This is a genomic window from Pseudomyxococcus flavus (assembly GCF_050038885.1).
Taxonomy (GTDB): domain Bacteria; phylum Myxococcota; class Myxococcia; order Myxococcales; family Myxococcaceae; genus Myxococcus; species Myxococcus flavus.
Map to the genome: position 1 here is coordinate 7,969,539 of NZ_CP143624.1, position 17,464 is coordinate 7,987,002.

Annotated in this window: 17 protein-coding genes and 2 tRNA genes; 14 read left to right on the forward strand and 5 right to left on the reverse strand. The window is 69.2% G+C overall.

Going from position 1 to position 17,464, the window contains the following annotated elements:
• Window positions 1-19 precede the first annotated feature (19 nt).
• The 10 genes from ndk to rsmI all read left to right on the forward strand — a co-directional run bounded on the left by ndk (window position 20) and on the right by rsmI (window position 7,509).
• Window positions 20-457 carry a nucleoside-diphosphate kinase gene (gene ndk / locus VZL07_RS33375; protein ID WP_426751992.1) on the forward strand — a complete coding sequence of 146 codons (438 nt, stop codon included), beginning with the start codon at window positions 20-22 and terminating at the stop codon, window positions 455-457.
• 197 nt (window positions 458-654) lie between these two features.
• Window positions 655-1,791: a 23S rRNA (adenine(2503)-C(2))-methyltransferase RlmN gene (gene rlmN / locus VZL07_RS33380; RefSeq protein ID WP_426751993.1), complete on the forward strand. Its 1,137-nt coding sequence runs from the start codon at window positions 655-657 to the stop codon at window positions 1,789-1,791.
• Window positions 1,792-1,881: 90 nt separating this feature from the next.
• The gene (gene rpsP / locus VZL07_RS33385; RefSeq protein ID WP_002640623.1) at window positions 1,882-2,142 is read left to right on the forward strand and encodes a 30S ribosomal protein S16; all 261 of its coding nucleotides are present in this window, start codon (window positions 1,882-1,884) and stop codon (window positions 2,140-2,142) included.
• 11 nt (window positions 2,143-2,153) lie between these two features.
• Window positions 2,154-2,441, forward strand: coding sequence for a KH domain-containing protein (locus tag VZL07_RS33390; RefSeq protein ID WP_426751994.1), 288 nt, complete (start codon window positions 2,154-2,156; stop codon window positions 2,439-2,441).
• A complete protein-coding gene (rimM, locus tag VZL07_RS33395) occupies window positions 2,438-3,001 on the forward strand; it encodes a ribosome maturation factor RimM (RefSeq protein ID WP_426751995.1) in 564 nt (187 codons plus the stop codon). Before VZL07_RS33390 ends, rimM begins: the two co-directional genes overlap by 4 nt.
• Complete coding sequence (trmD, locus tag VZL07_RS33400; protein WP_426751996.1) at window positions 2,998-3,741, forward strand: tRNA (guanosine(37)-N1)-methyltransferase TrmD; 744 nt, start codon at window positions 2,998-3,000, stop codon at window positions 3,739-3,741. Before rimM ends, trmD begins: the two co-directional genes overlap by 4 nt.
• A 118-nt stretch (window positions 3,742-3,859) precedes the next feature.
• Window positions 3,860-4,246 carry a 50S ribosomal protein L19 gene (rplS, locus tag VZL07_RS33405; protein ID WP_426751997.1) on the forward strand — a complete coding sequence of 129 codons (387 nt, stop codon included), beginning with the start codon at window positions 3,860-3,862 and terminating at the stop codon, window positions 4,244-4,246.
• An 81-nt stretch (window positions 4,247-4,327) separates the two neighbouring features.
• Entirely contained in the window at window positions 4,328-6,235 is a 1,908-nt protein-coding gene (locus VZL07_RS33410; protein ID WP_426751998.1) for a chromosome segregation protein SMC, read from the forward strand.
• Window positions 6,236-6,285: 50 nt separating this feature from the next.
• Window positions 6,286-6,666: a YraN family protein gene (locus tag VZL07_RS33415; RefSeq protein ID WP_426751999.1), complete on the forward strand. Its 381-nt coding sequence runs from the start codon at window positions 6,286-6,288 to the stop codon at window positions 6,664-6,666.
• Window positions 6,667-6,678: 12 nt separating this feature from the next.
• Window positions 6,679-7,509, forward strand: a complete 831-nt coding sequence (rsmI, locus tag VZL07_RS33420) for a 16S rRNA (cytidine(1402)-2'-O)-methyltransferase (RefSeq protein WP_426752000.1) — start codon at window positions 6,679-6,681, stop codon at window positions 7,507-7,509.
• 144 nt (window positions 7,510-7,653) lie between these two features.
• On the opposite strand, the gene VZL07_RS33425 is transcribed toward rsmI, so the two are convergent.
• From VZL07_RS33425 to VZL07_RS33445, 5 genes are all read right to left on the reverse strand, one after another.
• On the reverse strand, window positions 7,654-8,958 hold the full coding sequence (locus tag VZL07_RS33425) for a hypothetical protein (RefSeq protein ID WP_426752001.1): 1,305 nt from the start codon (window positions 8,956-8,958) through the stop codon (window positions 7,654-7,656).
• Between the two features lie 96 nt (window positions 8,959-9,054).
• Complete coding sequence (locus VZL07_RS33430; RefSeq protein ID WP_426752002.1) at window positions 9,055-10,092, reverse strand: M23 family metallopeptidase; 1,038 nt, start codon at window positions 10,090-10,092, stop codon at window positions 9,055-9,057.
• A gap of 77 nt (window positions 10,093-10,169) precedes the next feature.
• Complete coding sequence (locus tag VZL07_RS33435) at window positions 10,170-11,594, reverse strand: sigma-54-dependent transcriptional regulator (RefSeq protein WP_426752003.1); 1,425 nt, start codon at window positions 11,592-11,594, stop codon at window positions 10,170-10,172.
• A gap of 30 nt (window positions 11,595-11,624) precedes the next feature.
• A complete protein-coding gene (encA, locus tag VZL07_RS33440) occupies window positions 11,625-12,488 on the reverse strand; it encodes an encapsulin nanocompartment shell protein EncA (RefSeq protein WP_426752004.1) in 864 nt (287 codons plus the stop codon).
• A gap of 44 nt (window positions 12,489-12,532) precedes the next feature.
• Window positions 12,533-13,015 carry a ferritin gene (locus tag VZL07_RS33445; RefSeq protein WP_426752005.1) on the reverse strand — a complete coding sequence of 161 codons (483 nt, stop codon included), beginning with the start codon at window positions 13,013-13,015 and terminating at the stop codon, window positions 12,533-12,535.
• Between the two features lie 105 nt (window positions 13,016-13,120).
• Here VZL07_RS33445 and murJ point away from each other — a divergent pair, with 105 nt between their 5' ends.
• From murJ to VZL07_RS33465, 4 genes are all read left to right on the forward strand, one after another.
• Window positions 13,121-14,809 carry a murein biosynthesis integral membrane protein MurJ gene (gene murJ, locus VZL07_RS33450; RefSeq protein WP_426752006.1) on the forward strand — a complete coding sequence of 563 codons (1,689 nt, stop codon included), beginning with the start codon at window positions 13,121-13,123 and terminating at the stop codon, window positions 14,807-14,809.
• Window positions 14,810-15,081: 272 nt separating this feature from the next.
• Window positions 15,082-17,010 carry a S1 RNA-binding domain-containing protein gene (locus VZL07_RS33455; RefSeq protein WP_426752007.1) on the forward strand — a complete coding sequence of 643 codons (1,929 nt, stop codon included), beginning with the start codon at window positions 15,082-15,084 and terminating at the stop codon, window positions 17,008-17,010.
• A 102-nt stretch (window positions 17,011-17,112) separates the two neighbouring features.
• A tRNA-Met gene (locus tag VZL07_RS33460) sits at window positions 17,113-17,186 on the forward strand.
• Window positions 17,187-17,252: 66 nt separating this feature from the next.
• Window positions 17,253-17,326 (forward strand) — tRNA-Met (locus VZL07_RS33465).
• Window positions 17,327-17,464 lie beyond the last annotated feature (138 nt).

Consider the following 17,464-nt stretch of genomic DNA (forward strand, 5'->3'; position numbering starts at 1 on the left):
ACGAGAAGGAGCCAGTCACATGGCTATTGAGCGTACGCTGTCCATCATCAAGCCGGACGGCCTGGAGAAGGGCGTCATCGGGAAGATCATCAGCCGCTTCGAGGAGAAGGGGCTGAAGCCGGTGGCCATCCGCCTGCAGCAGCTGTCCCAGGCGCAGGCCGAGGGCTTCTACGCGGTCCACAAGGCCCGGCCCTTCTTCAAGGACCTGGTGCAGTTCATGATCTCCGGCCCGGTCGTCCTGATGGTGCTGGAGGGTGAGAACGCCGTCCTGGCCAACCGGGACATCATGGGCGCCACCAACCCCGCCCAGGCCGCCGAGGGCACCATCCGCAAGGACTTCGCGACCAGCATCGACAAGAACACGGTGCACGGCTCCGACAGCCTGGAGAACGCGAAGATCGAGATCGCGTACTTCTTCCGGGAGACGGAGATCCACTCCTACCCGTACCAGAAGTAGCCGGCCGGCCCCCTGCGGGGCCGCCGCTTCCGGCCCGGTGTTCGCGCTCCAGAAGGCGCGGGCCCGGGCCGCTGTTCTTTTCAGGAGAAGGCTCGGGTAGTGTCCACGGGGCGGGCAGGGGAGCATGGGCTCCTTTGACTTGCCGTGCCCAGGTGTGGGAAGGGACGCCCCCAGGCCCACCGTTAAGCGCAACGACGATGTCAGAGACCTCCGCCACCGCCCTGCCAGTCACCGAGCCGCTGCCGGCTCCCGCGCCCGCCAAGCTGGTGGACGTTGCCAGCCTGTCGCTGGAGGCGCTGTCGCGCTTCGTCACCGAGGAACTGGGTGAGCGCGCCTTCCGTGCGCCGCAGATCTACCGCTGGCTGCACCAGCGCGGCGTCACCTCGTTCGACGAGATGACGGACCTCTCCAAGGTCCTGCGCGAGAAGCTCAAGACGCGGGCGGAGATCGTCCCGCTGGTGAAGGACTGCGAGCTGCGCAGCACCGACGGCACCATCAAGTACCGGTGGAAGACGCGGGACGGGCGCTACATCGAGTCCGTCTACATGCCCACCGAGGACCGGCGGACGCTGTGTGTGTCCACGCAGGTGGGCTGCGCCATGGCCTGCGGGTTCTGCATGACGGGCACCATGGGACTCAAGCGCAACCTCACCCCCGGGGAGATTGTCGCCCAGGTCCACGCGGTGAACCGCGAGGTCCGCAAGAACGAGGGGCACGAGACGCTCCGCCCGCTCTCCAACCTGGTCTTCATGGGGATGGGCGAGCCGCTCCACAACTTCGAGAACCTGAAGACGGCGCTCTCCATCCTCCAGTCCGAGGACGGGCCCAACTTCAGCCACCGCCACATCACCGTCTCCACCGTGGGCCTGGTGCCGATGATCGAGCGCTTCGGCAAGGAGACGGACGTCAAGCTGGCCATCTCGCTCAACGCCAGCACCGACGAGCAGCGCAGCAAGACGATGCCCGTCAACCGCAAGTGGAACATCGCGGCCCTGCTCGACGCCTGCCGGAAGTTCCCGCTGCGTCAGGGCCGCCGCATCACCTTCGAGTACGTCCTCATCAAGGGCTTCAACGACGCGGACGAGGACGCGCACCGGCTCATCCAGCTGCTCAAGGGCATCCCGGTGAAGGTGAACCTCATCCCCTACAACGAGAATCCCGGCCTGGGGTTCCACACCACCGGCGAGGAGCGGGCGGAGCAGTTCCGCGCCATCCTCGCGGACGGCCATGTCGCCGCCTACATCCGCAGGAACCGGGGCCGGGACATCGCCGGCGCCTGCGGGCAGCTCGCCAATCGCGGTGAGCAACAAGCCGGGGCCGAGAGTCCGACATAAGGTCCCGAGCTTCCTTGACAATCCAGCGGGAGCGGCGTTAAGAGCGCCACCCCTTTCCTAAGACGTTTCCTGTTCGTTGGAGAGCATTCAATGGCCGTTGTCCTCCGTCTTGCCCGCGCGGGCGCCAAGAAGAAGCCGTACTACCACGTGGTCGCCACCGACTCCCGTAACCCCCGGGATGGCAAGTTCATCGAGGCCGTGGGTGCGTACGACCCGAACCTGGAGCCGCCGAAGGTGGAGTTCAACGAGGAGCGCCTCAACTACTGGCTGAAGACGGGCGCGACCCCGTCCGAGACGGTCGCGGACCTCATCAAGGTCGCCGGCAAGGCCAAGCCCGCTCCCGCGGTCTGAACCACGCCTGAGTGGACGTGGAGCAGCTCATTACCTATCTGGCGCGGGCCCTGGTCGACCAACCAGACCAGGTCAGCCTGCGCATTTCCGAGGCGGAAGGGGCCCGGCTCTTCGAGCTGAAGGTCTCCGCCGAGGACGTCGGCAAGGTCATCGGCCGTGACGGGCGCACCGTGAATGCCCTCCGGACGTTGCTCAATGCCGCCGCCCAGAAATCCGGGCAGAAGGTGCGCCTGGAGATTCTCGACGACCGGCGCAACGCGGCAGGCGCACCGGCGGCGGCTCCGGACTCCGCGCAGTGAAGGCCAGTCCCTACCTCGAGCTGGGGTATGTCGCGCGTGCTCACGGGCTGCGCGGCGAGGTGGCCATCCGGGCGTTGGATCCGGCGTCGGAGACGCTCGACACCGTCGAGCGCATCTTCGTCCGGACGCGCACGGGCGTGGAGCGGGAGCTGCGGCTGGAAGGGCTGCGGCCCACGCCGAAGGAGGACATCGTGGTCCTCGAGGGCGTGGAGACGCGCGACGACGCCGAGGCGCTCGTGGGCGCCAAGGTGTTCGTCTTCCGCGAGGACCTGGAGCCACCCGAAGAGGGCGAGTTCTTCCAGGGCGACCTGGTGGGGCTCGAGGCGGTGGATGTCGCTGGGAGCCCGCTGGGCCGCGTGGAGGAGATCTGGGCCACCAGCGAGGTGCCCAACCTGGTCATCCGCGCGCCGGGCCGCGAGGAGCTCATCGTGCCGTTCGCGGACGACTTCGTGCCCACCGTGGACCTCGCCGCCGGGCGCATCGTCATCCAGCCGCCCGAGTACGTGGAGCCGGGCCGCAAGGGCGCCGAAGCGGGTGGAGGCCCGGAGGACGCGGAATGAGCCCACCGTATCCGGTGGAGATTCTGACGCTGTTCCCGGGGATGGTGTCCGGCTACCTGGGGGCGAGCATCCTCGGGAAGGCGCAGGAGAAGGGCCTCCTGGCGGCCACCATCACCGACATCCGTGAGTATGCCGAGGGCAAGCACCGCGTCACCGACGACGCGCCCTATGGCGGCGGCGCCGGCATGGTGATGAAGCCCGAGCCGCTGGTGGCGGCCATCGAGGCGGCGAAGGCCCGGCTGCCGGGTGCCCGGACGCTGCTCATGAGTCCCCGCGGGCCCGTCTTCACCCAGGCCACCGCGCGCGAGCTGGTGCGCCACGAAGCGGGGCTCATCCTGGTGTGCGGCCGCTACGAGGGCGTGGACGAGCGGGTGATGGCGCACCTCGATGGCGAGCTGTCCCTGGGCGACTTCGTCCTCACCGGCGGCGAGCTGGCCGCGATGACGGTGGTGGACGCGGTGGCGCGGCTGGTGCCCGGCGTGCTGGGGAACGTGGACTCGTCCGTCACCGAGAGCTTCGAGGAGGGGCTGCTCGAGCACCCCCAGTACACCCGCCCGCCTGTCTTCCGGGGCGTCGAGGTGCCGGCCGTCCTCCAGTCCGGCGACCATGCTCGGATTGCCCGGTGGCGCCGCTGGAAGTCGTTGGTGCTCACCCGGGAGCGCCGCCCGGACCTCTACGCTCGCCTGGAGCTGTCGAAGGCCGACCAGAAACTTCTGGCCCGGCGGGAGGAAGAGCTGTAACCCTGAGCGTTGCTAGCGGGTTGGATCATCAGGGCTTGTCCGACACCGCTCTCTCTGTTAGTACGGCCCGCTCTTTCACGCGACCATCGCGTCAGTTCAAGTTTTTCCGGAGTTTGTCATGCGCAACGCCGCCATTCAGCACATCGAGGCCAAGTTCCTGCGCCAGGATGTCACCGCGTTCAACACCGGTGACTCCGTGCGCGTCCATTGGAAGGTCAAGGAGGGCGAGAAGGAGCGCGTGCAGGCGTTCGAGGGCATCGTCATCCGGAAGACGAAGGGCAACCACCGCGCCACCTTCACGGTGCGCAAGCTCTCCTTCGGCGTCGGCGTGGAGCGCGTGTTCCCCCTGCACAGCCCCCGGTACGAGAAGATCGAGGTCCTGTCGCGCGGCAACGTGAACCGCAAGCGCCTCTTCTACCTCCGCGACCTGAAGGGCAAGGCGGCGCGCGTCGACACCATCGAGGAGCCGACCGAGAAGTCCAAGAAGGCCGCTTCGGCGTCCTGAGCGCTTCCAGCGCCTCCGCAGTGAAAAGGAGCGTCCAATCCCGGACGCTCCTTTTTTCATTCGCGCTAACATGCGCGAGCCATGCAATTCGCCGAAGTCGCCGTCCAGAACGTCCGCGGTTTCTCGCCCGCCGGGCGCTTTGCCCTCAAGGCCGGGTACCTCGTCCTCAAGCCGCCCACGGCGGAGATGAGTCCCCTGGCGGGCCTGGCCCTCGCGCTGCTCTTCGCCGACGGACGCGGCGGTGACGCCAGCTTCGTCGCGCCGGGCGCCAAGTCCGGCAAGGCCGCCCTGACGCTGGTGGGCGTGGATGGGGTGACGTACCGCGTGCTGCGCGAGCTGGGCGGCTCCGGGACGCTGCACCGGATGAACCCGACGACGCAGCAGCCGGAGCTGGTGTCCTCGGACGCCTCGGAGATCAACCAGTTCCTCCGGGGCCAGGTGGGGCTGCCGCCGCGCACCACCTTCGAGCAGGTGTACTGCCTGCAGCCGAACCAGCTTCCCTCACGGCGCCCCCGGAAGCCGGCAGCGGCCGCCGCCGCGAAGGTGGACCCGAAGACGTCCGGCAGGTTTCCCTCCCTGGCCTCGGCGTCCGCGGTGCTGCCCGCCGAGGACATCCCGGCCGCGGAGGCGAAGCTGCGCGCGCTGGAGCAGGAGCTCGCGGCCTCGGTCGAGGTGGACGGCCTCCAGTTCAAGGCTGACGGCGTGGCGTCGCAGATCTTCGACGCCGAGCAGAAGCTGAAGGGCACCGAGGGGCTCAAGGTCGCCATCGCGGAGGCGGAGGCGGCCTGGCGCGCGGCGCCGACGCCCGAGTCGCTGGGGCTGCCCCAGGACATCATCAATCGCTTGAAGCGCCACCCGAAGGTCATCGCCCGGCGTGATGAGGCGCTGGCGCGGCTCCAGGCGGACCGGGAGGCGGAGGTGGATGCGCGACCGGCGTCGGTGGCACCGCTGACGCAGAGCGCGGGTTTCTGGGCTGGTCTGGGCGCAGGCGTGTTGTTCCTGGCGCTGGCGGTGGGGCTGGGCTTCGGCGTCGATCGAACCTTCCGCTACCTGGCACTGCTGGACATCCCGGCCTTCGGTGTGGCCGCCTTCCTGGCGCTGCGCTACGTGGACGACCTCCAGAAGGCGAGCCGGCACGGCAGCAAGGAGAGCCGCTTCGACATCCGGGAGAAGAAGATCCTGGAGGAGTACGAGGCCGAGGCCGCGCCGCTGCGCATGGCCCAGAAGGCGCTCGAAGTCGAGGAGATGGACGCCATCGCTCCCGCGCTGGAGCGCAAGGAGCTGCTCGCCGCGCGTGTCGCGGAGCTCCGGGATCAGCTGCACACCCTGGAGTCGGATCCGGACTACATCGCGGCGTCCACCCAGCTTCAGGCGCTCAAGGCGGAGGCGGAGGCTCTCAACGCGGAGCTGTCGCAGAAGGGCACCTACGTGCGCGACGTCCGCGAGGTGGAGCGCGAGATTGGCCGCGTGAAGGAGTCCATCGCCCTGGCCAAGGCGCCGCCGCCTCCCGCCGCGGCGGCACCGGATGGTTCGGCCGCGCCCGCGGAGCCGCTGGAGGATCCGTCTCCCGCGTTGCTGTCGCAGGCCGCGGACGTCTTCACTACGGATGTGATGTCCGTGCAGGGGCTGCTGAAGGAGCGCTGTGTCCAGTACCTCACCGCGCTCACGGACCGGCGCTACCAGGGCATCGAGTGGGACCGCGAGGGCCGTGCCTTCGCGCTGGCCGCGGGCCGCCGCGTGCCCGTGGGCGAGCTCCCGGTGAAGGACCTGGACCTCTACTACCTGGCGCTGCGCATGACGGTGGTGGAGAAGGCGAGCGCCCGGGTGAAGCGCCCCTTCCTCCTGGAGGACGTCTTCACCGGCGTGGAGGAGGTGAAGCTGCCCCTCATCGCCCGCATGTTGAAGCATCTGGGCACGCTGACGCAGGTGCTGCACGTCACCTCGCACCCCGGCTTCGCGCAGATGTCGGACGGCCCCGTTAACGTCTGACGTGACGTGGCGGGTGGCCTCCAGGGGGGAGGCACGCCAGGGGAGGTGGGATGGGACGGGCGGCGCCTCACGAGCGGCGGGCGTATGGGAATGCGGGCGAGGAGGCGGCGGTGCGCTTCCTGGAGTCTCAGGGGTGGAAGGTCCGGCACCGCAACTGGACCTGTCGCTTCGGGGAGCTCGACGTGGTGGCGGAGCGCGAGGACCTGGTGTGCTTCGTGGAGGTGCGGACGCGCTCCACGGCCACCTGGGGAGACCCTTCCCACAGCGTCTCCTTCGCGAAGCAGCGCCGCGTGGTGAAGGCAGCCTTGCGCTACCTGTTCGCGCATGACTTGCGTGGGCGGATGCTGCGATTCGACGTGATTTCGGTGGTGGGGCGCGGTGCGCACGCCACGGTGGAGCACATCCCTGGCGCCTTCGACGCCGGGATGTGAGAGGACGACGCCATGGCTGGAACGCTCTATCTGGTGGCGACGCCCATCGGGAACCTGGGGGACGTCACGTCGCGCGCGTTGGAGACGCTGCGCGCCGTGCGCTTCATTGCGTGCGAGGACACCCGGCACTCGCGGGTGCTGCTCGACCACTTCGGCATTGGCGGGAAGGACCTGGTGAGCCTGCCCGCCTTCGCGGAGGGGCAGCGCGCCGGGCGCATTCTCGACCGGATCGCGGAAGGGGAGGACTGCGCGCTCGTGACGGACGCCGGCAGCCCCGCCATCAGTGATCCGGGGGAGAAGCTGGTGGCCGAGGCACTGGAGCGCGGGCTGACCGTCGTTCCCGTGCCGGGACCCACCGCGCTGGTGGCGGCGCTGAGCGCCTCCGGGTTGCCCACCGGCCGCTTCCATTTCCTGGGATTCCTTCCGCGCAAGGGCGCCGAGCGAAGGGCCATGCTGGAGGAGGTGGCGCAGCTCTCCGCCACCCTGGTGCTCTACGAATCCCCGCGCCGGCTGGCGGAGACGCTGCCGGACCTGCTGGAGGTCTGGGGAGACCGGCGAGCCTGTGTGGCGCGCGAGCTGACGAAACTGCACGAGGAGTTCGCCCGAGGCACCCTGTCCGAGCTCGCGGCGCGCTACCAGTCGGAAGAGGCCCGGGGTGAGGTGGTGGTGCTCGTGGAGGGGCGCACGGGCGACACGCGCTGGTCGGAGGAGGAACTGCGCCGGGCGTTGGAGGAAGGCCTGACGCGCGGCGAGAAGCTCAAGGCGCTGAGCACCGAGCTGGCCCGCCGCGCGGGCTGGGCCGGTCAGGACGTCTACCGGCTGGGGTTGTCACTGAAGCGCTGACCCCGGCAGGGGTGCCTCAACGTGGCGCTCATGGGCTCTGCAGCGTGTTGCGCCCAGGGGCGAGCAGACCGGCATCACCCCATCAGGCGCGGCGTGACGGCGGGGCGAAATGGTCCCGCCATCACCGCATGTGCTGATGCCCGATTAGAAGCTGAACGTCGCGCTGAGGTCGAAGCGGAACGTGGTGCTCTCCACCGCGCGGAAGCGGCGGGACACCAGGTCATAACGCCAGTCGAAGTTGGGGTTGAGCTCGGGCGAGCCGGGCTGCAGGTCCACCGCGCCGTCACCATTCACGTCCTGGCCGGGCTCCTCGGCGGTGATCGCGTGGTTGGTGTTGTAGAGGAACGTACCGGACGCGCGAATCTGGAAGGCCTTCGAGGCGTTCGCGGTGACGCCCAGCATGCCGCCGACCTGGAAGTAGTCTTCCGAGGTGAGCAGCTTGCGGAGGGCGGCGCTCAGCTCGTTGTAGTAGCGGCCGCTGCCCACGTAGTTGCCGATGCCGCGCACGTCCAGGGCGAAGCGCTGGGACTTCGCGGGTCGGTTGAAGGGCACCAGCTCCACGCCGAAGAGCATGCCGGCCTGGTGGGGCGGGTCGATGCCCGTCGCCTTGCGGTCCCAGGGCCCCGTGAAGCAGTTGCGCGGGGCGCCCAGGTTGCCGGTGTCCGGGTCGGCTGCGGCCTGGGCACAGTTGGAGTAGGCGCCAGGACCACGCACGGGAATCGTGTAGTGCGCCTTGAAGTAGGGCTCCGCCGCGCCCATGCGCCGCGAGAAGGCCGTGTAGACCTGGTACTTGTGGACTCGGTCGCCGATGTTGCCCCGGTTGTCCGAGTCGGTGGTGTCCGCGGCCGGGTCACGCAGCTTCGCGGTGGGGGCCTCGTACTCCAGGCCGACAATCCACGTGGGCTTCGTCTCGTCCTTCTCCTGGTTGAAGAAGGCGTAGGCCAGGCCGAAGCGCATATTGCCCAGGCCGCCGCGGAAGCTCTCCTGCGGGACGTCGAACAGGGCGGATGGCGGGGCCGAGCCGTCCAGACAGCCCGGAATGACGGAGCCGTCGGCGTTCAGGCAGTTGTTGGTGATGGTGGAGTTCTCGGGGGACGCGTTGGACGTGTAGCCCCACCGCTCGTTCTGGGAGAAGACCACCGGCAGGGTGAAGGAGAACTCCAGGTCCCGGTAGAGGCCGACGGACAGCTCCAGGTTGAGCCGCGCGTCCACGCCCTTGTACCAGAGCTCCGCGGCATCCACGCGGCCCGAGCCGCCGCTCCCGGTGGGAGCGAGCTGCTCACGGACGATCTTCGCGCGGTTCTGGGTGCGCTCGAAGCCGACGTCGATGAAGAGATCGAACGGGTCGTCCTCCTCGAGCGACGACGCGATTCGGGTGATGTCCGCCGCGCTGGCGGCGAACGGCGCGCCCAGCGTCAGCGCGGCAAGTACGGCGCGAAGCCTGTGCATCCGACCTCCGACGGCGAATCTCCCGGGCCTTCCGGCAAGCCCGGGGGGCTTCCAGCTAGCCGTGCCGTCGAAGGAGTGTCAAGAATCGGGTGGCTTTTACTTACCGGCCACGACGGACGCACTGAGCAGGCCGTCCATGCGGCGCATCTCCGCCTCGAAGCCCGGCCGGTGCTGGGCGGCCAGTGAGCGGCGGTAGGTCTTGTGCTGGTCAAAGGGGTCCAGCACCCGGTCGTCCTGGGTCATGAGCTGGTAGTGCAGGTGCGGGGCGAAGCTCCGGCCGGTGTTGCCGCTCTTGGCAATCACCTGGCCCACCGAGAAGCGGGAGCCCGGCTTGATGCTCTTGTCCACCTCGTCCAGGTGGAGGAAGAGGGCGCGGCGCCCCTTTCCGCCCGACTCCACCAGCTCAATGCAGTTGCCGTTGCTGCCGAAGTTCCAGTTCTTGCGCTTCACGACGCCGTTGAAGGGCGCCTTGATGGGGGTCCCCACCGGGGTGCGGAAGTCCACGCCCTTGTGCCGCCGGCCATCGCGCAGCAGGGATGTAATCTGCTCGTAATCGTCGATGGGGGAGCGCTCCAGGCGAAGCTCCAGCTCGTCCCCGCTGGCCAGGTAGTAGCGGGCGTTGGACTCGCCCTCGGGCTGGTAGCGGTAGGCGCTCATCGTCTTGCCCAGCTTCGCGCTGTTGAAGCGCACCGCGTGGACCAGGGGCTCCTCGTTGACGCGGCGCTGGAAGAGCACCTCCAGCGTGTCTCCCCGGAGGATTTCACTGGGAACAGACACCCACCACACCAGCGTGCGCGTCACCACCTGCGCCAGCGCGGGGCCCACCTCCGCGTCCGTGGCGTTGACGAGCGCCGTCTCCAGGGGGCCGTTGATGCTGACGGACACGCGCTCCATGCCCGCGGCCTTCACCGGGTCGGTCGGGACGGGGGGCGGGGTCGGCGCGGCGACGACGGTGCCAGCGTCCGGGACGGCTGCCGTCGCCTGGGCGGCGGCCTCTTCCGTCGCCTGCACCATCCGCTGCTTCCACCACCAGACGCCCCCCGCGGCACCGCCGAGGATGAGCGACACGGCGACCACCGGTCCGATGGGACTGCGCTTCGGAGGGGCACCGAGGGTGGGAAGGTTCGGCCGCATACAAGCTCCCTGAGTTGGAATAGGTGGGCGGGCCCGAAACCGACGCGCGCGAAGCGGAATTCCGCCTCCTCGCCGGTCTACTCGTCCGGGCCGTCTTCCTGCCCGTCTGGTGTGGTGTCGCGCAAGCCGAACTCCTTCATCTTCGTCTGGAGCGACTTGCGGCTGATCTGGAGCAGGCGGGCGGCGCGGGTGACGTTCCCGCCCGTCTCCTCGAGCTTCTTCACGATGAGGTCCCGTTCGAGCTCGGCGGCCTTCATCCGGACGATGTCCTTGAGGCCCACCTCGCCCGTGGGCACGTCGAGCGCCGCCGCGGCGGTGGCCAGGTTGGCGCTCGCCTGGAGGCTCGCTCCCTGGCGGACCGGCTCCGGCAGGTCCTTGGCGGTGATGAGGGGGCCATCCGCGAAGAGGAGCACGCGCTCGATGAGGTTCTCCAGCTCGCGGATGTTGCCGGGCCAGCCGTAGCCCTGGAGCAGGGCCATGGCGTCGTCGGCGATGCCTTCGATTTTCTTGTTGAGGCGCCGGTTGTACTTCTCCACGAAGTGCCGCGCGAGCATCGGGATGTCGCTGCGGCGCTCACGCAGCGCGGGCAGGGAGATGGGCACCACCGCGAGGCGGTAGTACAGGTCCTTGCGGAAGCGGCCGGCTTCAATCTCCGCCTGGAGGTCGCGGTTGGTCGCGGCCACCAGACGCACGTCGACGCGTGTCGTCTTGATGCCGCCCACGCGCTCGAACTCGCCCTCCTGGAGCGCGCGCAGCAGCTTCACCTGCATCTCCACCGGAATCTCGCCAATCTCGTCCAGGAAGAGGGTGCCTTCGTCGGCGAGCTCGAAGCGCCCTGGCTTGGACGTGACGGCGCCGGTGAAGGCGCCCCGCTCGTAGCCGAAGAGCTCGCTCTCCAGCAGCGTGTCGGGGATGGCGGCGCAGTTGATCTTGATGAACGGCTTGTCGCGGCGGCTGGAGGCGCCATGCAGCGCGGTGGCGATGAGCTCCTTGCCGGTGCCGCTCTCCCCGGTGATGAGCACCGTGGACGGCGTGTCCGCCACCTTGTCGATGATCTTGTAGACCTCCTGGATGGAGGCCGAGTCACCGATGATGGCCGCGCGAGCCTTCACGTCCGGCCGGACGGAGCGACGGGCGCTCTCGTTCGTCTTCGCGGCCTTCGCCACGACGGAGGACAACTCCGCCTGGTCGAAGGGCTTGGTGATGTAGTCGAACGCGCCGGCCTTGATGGCGTCCACGGCGGAGTCCACCGTGCCATGCGCGGTGATGATGATGACGGGCACGTCCGGGTTGGCGGCGCGGATGGTGCCGAGCACCTCCATGCCGCCCACCTTGGGCATCACCAGGTCCGTCACCACGATGTCCGCGCCGTTCTTGTGGAACTCGGCGAGCCCCTGCTCGCCGTTCTCCGCCACGGTGACGTCGAAGCCGTCCCGGCGCAGCATCGCGGCGAGCACCTTGCGGAGGTTCGCCTCGTCGTCGATGACCAGGACCTTGGCCATGATGCAGTCCGCGTCCGCGTCCGCGAGGGACTAGCGGCGATCCACGGAGCCCGCGCCCTCCAGCGTGCAGATGGCGTCCGGGTGCTTGATGCGCAGCAGCAGCGCCTCCAGGACGCGGAACGGGTGGTTCATCCGCGAGGCGCCCAGGTACGCCGCCACCATGTCCATGGACACGGCGAGGTCCATGTTCTCCCGGCCGGTGGACACCACCACGCCGGAGTCCCCGCGCAGGCGGTTGGACTGGTAGACGCCGTCCGACGCGAGCTGCTTGATGGTCTCAATCTCCAGCACGCCCGTCTTCTCGTAGATGCGGTGCAGCTGCGAGTACAGGCGCGGCGAGAGGACGACGGCGTAGGGGCCGAAGTGCCCCTGCTCGTTGAGCTTGCGCGTGGCCTCGACGATGGCCTGGAACCCGCCACCCGCCGCCGACCAGTCCCCCAGCGCCACCGTGAGCCGGCCGTTGGCCGTCATCAGGCCCTCGTAGCCCAGGCGCGCGTCTCCGTAGAAGATGAGCTCGTCTTCCTGCTGCGCGCACAGCGCGGCGGCGCCCGCGGCGGCGGACACGTCCAGCGGCATGTTGTGCGTGCGGGCCGCCTCGATGTCGCGCCAGTGGAGGAGGAAGTCCTTGTAGATGATGGGGATGGTCTTGAACTTGCGCGCGTCGGTGAAGACCATCGCGGTCTCCTGCTCACCGACGATGTCCACCGCGCCCGGGGACACGCCCTGGAACTCGTCGTAGGGCACCGTCTGCACCCCGGCGCCCAGCGGCCCATAGATGTCCAGGATGCGGCGGCCCACGAGCGAGCGCCGAGCCACCTGGATGACAGTCTCATTCAGACGCGCCCACTCCTCCTCGCGGAGCGGGTTCTCGGCATGTCCAAGGAAGTCAGGCATGAAATGGGGCTCCAGAGGCATCAACAGAGGAAGAGGAAAGGACTTCAGCGACCGCTACCAGAACCGCCGCCACCCCGGCGGAGCGACCCCACCGTGAGCGGATGGGACTCCACGGCAGGGGGCGGCGCGGGCAGGCCGTACACCAGCCGCTGCGGCGGCAGGGAGGTGGGCGGCTCGGAGGGGAGGCGGCCGTTGTTGCGGCCGGTGACGGAGAAGGCGGGGGCCTCCGGTCCGGGGACGTGGACGGCGGCCGGGGAGGGGCTGGCGGCGGCGCCCTGGAAGTGTCCAGGGACGAACGGCTTGGCGAAGTGCTCGTTCTGACCACTGTCCAACATGCGCAGCATGTGGACGGCCTCGGAGACGTGCTCCTTCTCCTCGGCCGCGAGGTGCTCGAAGAACGCGCGGACCTCGGGATTGGAGGAGGCGCGAGCGTAGGCCTCGTACTCGTTGATGGTTTCCAGCTCACGCGCCAGGACGAGGCGGATGCGCGCCACGTCGTCCATATCGCTGTCGGAAGGGCCGGCCATTGGACCGGACCCTCGCAATCTGGAGGGTTCGGCGTCAAGCGAAACAGCGGGCCGGGGTTTCGCGCTTCATGACATCCAACGGGCCGCGTAGAGTCCGCCCCTCTCGTGACCACGTCCTCGCCCGAGTCTCCGCCCCCGCCGGTCGCGCCCCCCCGTCCCGAGCGCTCGACCGGCGGCGCGGCGCTGGTCGCCGTCGGAATCCTTGCCTCCCGATTGATGGGGCTGGTGCGTGAGCGCGTCTTCGCCCACTACCTGGGCAACGCGGAGGCCGCGGCCGTCTTCAAGGCGGCGCTGCGCATTCCCAACTTCCTGCAGAACCTCTTCGGTGAAGGCGTCCTCTCCGGCTCCTTCATCCCTGTCTACGCGCAGCTGCTGGGCCGCAGGGACGAGGAGGCGGCGGACCGGGTCGCCGGCGCCGTGTTCGGCATCCTCTCGCTGGCCACGGCGGTGGTGGTGGCGCTGGGCATGCTCTTCACGCCCTATCTGGTGGACGCCATCGCGCCCGGCTTCCAGGGGCGCGAGCGGGAGCTGGCCATCCACCTGGTGCGCATCCTCTTCCCCGGCACGGGCATGCTGGTGTTGAGCGCCTGGTGCCTGGGCATCCTCAACAGCCACCGGCGCTTCCTGCTCTCGTACCTGGCGCCCGTCGTCTGGAACCTGGTCATCATCGCGGCGCTGGTGGGCGCCGGGGGACGCTACGCCGAGGAGCAGTTGGTCGAGGTGCTGGCCTACGCCGTGGTGCTGGGCAGCTTCCTGCAGTTCGCGGTGCAGGTGCCGTCGGTCCTCCAGTTGCTGGGGCGCTTCCGCCCCGCGCTGTCGCTGGCGGCCGAGCCGGTCCGTCAGGTGCTGAAGAACTTCGTGCCCGTGGTGCTGGGCCGTGGCGTGGTCCAGTTCAGCGCCTGGGTGGACACGGCCTTCGCCTCGCTCATCTCCAACCGCGCGCTGTCCTCGCTGCTGTATGCGCAGACCATCTACCTCATCCCGGTGAGCCTCTTCGGCATGGCGGTGTCGGCCGCGGAGCTGCCGGAGATGTCGCGGGCCACGGGGGAGGGTGCCGACGTGGCGGCGAAGCTGCGCCAGCGCATCGATGGAGGGGCGCGCCGCATCTGCTTCTGGGTGGTGCCGTCGGCGGCGGCCTTCCTTTTCTTGGGGGACATGGTGGCGGCGGCGCTGTTGCAGACGGGGCGCTTCGACGCGGCGGACTCGCGCTACCTCTGGTACCTGCTGATGGGGGCCGCGTTGGGGCTCGTGGCCTCCACGGTGGGGCGGCTCTACGCGTCCGCCTTCTATGCCTTGAAGGACCCGAAGACGCCGCTGCGCTTCGCGGTGGTTCGCGTGCTGGTGGGCACGGCGGGGGCGTGGGTGCTGGGCCTGCGGCTTCCGGGCTGGCTCGGCCTGCCCGAGCACCTGGGCGCGCTCGGCCTCACGCTGGCCAGTGGCCTGGTGGCCTGGCTGGAGGCGGGCCTGCTGCGCCGCAAGCTGATGAAGCAGCTGGGCCCGGTGGGCGTGCCGCGTGGGCTCCTGCCCCGGCTGTGGGGGGCGGCGGTGGTGGCGGGCGCCCTGGCGCTGGGCATCAAGCTGGGCCTGACGTCGCTGCTCGGACCCATGCCGGGCGTGACGGCGGAGTGGGGTGGACACTTCCTGATGCCGCCCCGCCTGCATCCCGTCCTGGGCTTCGCCGCGGTGGCCCTGCCGTTCGGTGTCGTCTATTTCGGACTGTCGGCGGCGCTGGGCATCCCGGAGGCGGGCGCGGTGTTTCGCAAGGTGGGGCGGAAGCTGCGACTGGTGCGCTAACCCCTTGGGATTGCTTGGCTCCTCGCCGGGCTGACAGCAATTCCTTGGCGTGACAAACATCCACCAGGGATGGGCTGACGCGCTGCCTCCGTTATGGACGGAGCGTCGGCGTGGACGGCGTGTGCGTCATCTGGCTTCCTCCGGACATGGCGCGCGTGTAGAGTGCGCCGCCTTTTTCACCGGGGCCCGGCTTCTCGGGAAGCCAGGGTCGAATTCGCTTCAGGAAGGTCTCGGCAGTGAGCGACGAGAAGAACGGTTCCAATTCTGGCGGGATGGGTCCCAAGAAGCCGAAGGCCACCTTCGGTGACGTGATGCTCGGCATCCCCTCCGGGGGGGGCCGCAGCGAGGGAGGTCGGGGTGAGCGTGGCGGTGGCCGTGGTGGCGAGCGCGGCGGTGGCCGTGGCGAGCGCGAGGCCCAGCCGCGTCCCTCGGGTGGCGCGCCGCGCGAGGAGCGCGGGCCCCGTGGTGGGGGCGAGCGCCGCGGCGGTGATCGCCGTGGATCGGGCCCCATGGTCGTCGTGAAGCGCGCCTCGGGCGCCATCGAGACGCGTGGCCCGGTGGGCGACGTGCCCGCCGAGGCGACCGCGACGGCCGAGACGACGGCTGCCGCCGCCGAGGCCTCCGCCGCGTCGTCTGCGCCCGCGCCTCGGCCGGTGACGCCGACGCCCGCGCCGTCGAGCGCGCTGTACGAAGAGGTTCCGGAGTCCGAGTCCTTCGCCGAGATGTTCGAGGCCCAGTCCAAGGAAGGCGGCACGCCCAGCCGCCGCGGCCTGCGCGTGGGTGAGAAGGTCCGGGGCACCATCTTCCAGCTCGGCGCGGACACCGCGTTCGTGTCCGTGGAAGGCGCTTCCAAGAGCGAGGCGATGATCGAGCTGCGCGAGCTGAAGGATGACGAGGGCATCCTGCGCTTCGGCGTGGGTGACACCATCGACGCGCACGTCGTCGAGGTGGGCGCCAAGGGCATCCAGCTCAGCCGCGCGCTGGCCAAGGGCAGCGCCAACCTGGCCCTGCTGGCCGAGGCTCGCGCCTCCGGCATGCCCGTCGAGGGCCTGGTGCTGAGCGTGAACAAGGGCGGCGTGGAGGTCGCCATCGGCGACATCCGCGCGTTCTGCCCCATCAGCCAGCTCGACCTGCGCTACGTGGAGAAGCCGGACCAGTTCATCGGTGAGAAGCTCCAGTTCCGCGTCAGCGAGGTCCGCGAGCGCAACGTGGTCCTGTCTCGCCGCGCGCTGCTGGAGGACGAGCAGCGTCAGCTCGCCGCCGAGACGCGCAAGAACCTGGCCCAGGGCAAGGTCGTCAAGGGCAAGGTCACGGGCGTGCGTGACTTCGGCGTGTTCGTGGACCTGGGCGGCGTGGAGGGGATGATTCCCGTCTCCGAGCTCTCGTACACCCGCGTGGGCCACCCGAGCGAGGTGGTGAAGGTCGGTGACGAGGTCGAGGTCGAGATCCTCCGCATGGAGGCGGGCCAGCCCAACTCGCCGGACAAGTCCAAGCAGAAGGAGCGCATCACGCTGTCCATGCGCTCGCGCCAGGAGGACCCGTTCCAGAAGGCGCTCTCTGAAATCAAGGAGGGCGACCGCCTCCAGGGCAAGGTCGTGCGCCTGCAGCAGTTCGGCGCCTTCGTGGAGCTGCGTCCGGGCGTGGATGGCCTGGTTCACATCTCCGCCCTGAGCGACCGCCGCATCGCGCACCCGCGCGACGTGGTGAAGGAAGGGGAGACCATCTGGGTGTCGGTGGAAAAGATCGACACGCAGGAGAAGCGCATCAGCCTGCGTCGCATCTCCGAGGAGGAGGCGCAGCGTCCTCCCGAGGAGCGTCCCGCCGCCGAGGCCGCCGCGGCTCCGGCCCAGCCGGCCGCGCCCCGTCCCAAGGTGGGGCAGATCGTCATGGGCAAGGTGGACCGCATCGAGCCCTACGGCGTGTTCCTCGCATTCCCGGGCGGAAAGGGCCTGCTGCCGGCCAGCGAGACGGGCACCGAGCGTGGCACCGACCTGCGCAAGCACTACACGCTGGGCCAGGAGGTGAAGGTGGCCATCCTGGACATCGACGCGTCCGGCAAGATTCGCTTGTCGGTGACCGCCGCCATCCGGGCCGAGGAGCGCGCCGAGGTGGAGGCGTGGCAGAAGTCGCAGCAGCCGCAGGGCGCGGGCAAGAAGGGCTTCGGCACCTTCGCGGACCTGCTCAACAAGGCGCGCAAGTAATTCCCCTGTCTCCAGTGCTGGTGACGCCGAAGTGATCAGCGCTGGAGAAAGGTGTTGACGGTACAGGCAGGGGGCGGTAGTTACCGCCTCGCCTCTCTCTGCCGCGGGGTGGAGCAGCCTGGTAGCTCGTCGGGCTCATAACCCGAAGGTCGCAGGTTCAAATCCTGCCCCCGCAACTCGTTGCACCTCGAAACCTGATTGGAATCACAGTCAGGTTTCGAGGCGTTGAACCCAAGACATGACGCGGGGTGGAGCAGCCTGGTAGCTCGTCGGGCTCATAACCCGAAGGTCGCAGGTTCAAATCCTGCCCCCGCAACTCGGATCGGCCCGGTCATCGTTACGATGGCCGGGCCGATTGCTTTTTGACGGTCCCGCAAGGCTGCCGCTCCGCACCGTGCCCGCATTGCCTCCAGGCAAGCGGCGCATGTTCGCAGGTGAAGTCGTACCCGGCACC

Coding starts and splice junctions, on each gene's coding strand:
- ndk (WP_426751992.1), top strand. CDS start 20: ATGGCTATTGAGCGTACGCTGTCCATCATCAAGCCGGACGGCCTGGAG.
- rlmN (WP_426751993.1), top strand. CDS start 655: ATGTCAGAGACCTCCGCCACCGCCCTGCCAGTCACCGAGCCGCTGCCG.
- rpsP (WP_002640623.1), top strand. CDS start 1,882: ATGGCCGTTGTCCTCCGTCTTGCCCGCGCGGGCGCCAAGAAGAAGCCG.
- trmD (WP_426751996.1), top strand. CDS start 2,998: ATGAGCCCACCGTATCCGGTGGAGATTCTGACGCTGTTCCCGGGGATG.
- rplS (WP_426751997.1), top strand. CDS start 3,860: ATGCGCAACGCCGCCATTCAGCACATCGAGGCCAAGTTCCTGCGCCAG.
- VZL07_RS33410 (WP_426751998.1), top strand. CDS start 4,328: ATGCAATTCGCCGAAGTCGCCGTCCAGAACGTCCGCGGTTTCTCGCCC.
- VZL07_RS33415 (WP_426751999.1), top strand. CDS start 6,286: ATGGGACGGGCGGCGCCTCACGAGCGGCGGGCGTATGGGAATGCGGGC.
- rsmI (WP_426752000.1), top strand. CDS start 6,679: ATGGCTGGAACGCTCTATCTGGTGGCGACGCCCATCGGGAACCTGGGG.
- VZL07_RS33425 (WP_426752001.1), bottom strand. CDS start 8,958: ATGCACAGGCTTCGCGCCGTACTTGCCGCGCTGACGCTGGGCGCGCCG.
- VZL07_RS33430 (WP_426752002.1), bottom strand. CDS start 10,092: ATGCGGCCGAACCTTCCCACCCTCGGTGCCCCTCCGAAGCGCAGTCCC.
- VZL07_RS33435 (WP_426752003.1), bottom strand. CDS start 11,594: ATGGCCAAGGTCCTGGTCATCGACGACGAGGCGAACCTCCGCAAGGTG.
- encA (WP_426752004.1), bottom strand. CDS start 12,488: ATGCCTGACTTCCTTGGACATGCCGAGAACCCGCTCCGCGAGGAGGAG.
- VZL07_RS33445 (WP_426752005.1), bottom strand. CDS start 13,015: ATGGCCGGCCCTTCCGACAGCGATATGGACGACGTGGCGCGCATCCGC.
- VZL07_RS33455 (WP_426752007.1), top strand. CDS start 15,082: ATGGGTCCCAAGAAGCCGAAGGCCACCTTCGGTGACGTGATGCTCGGC.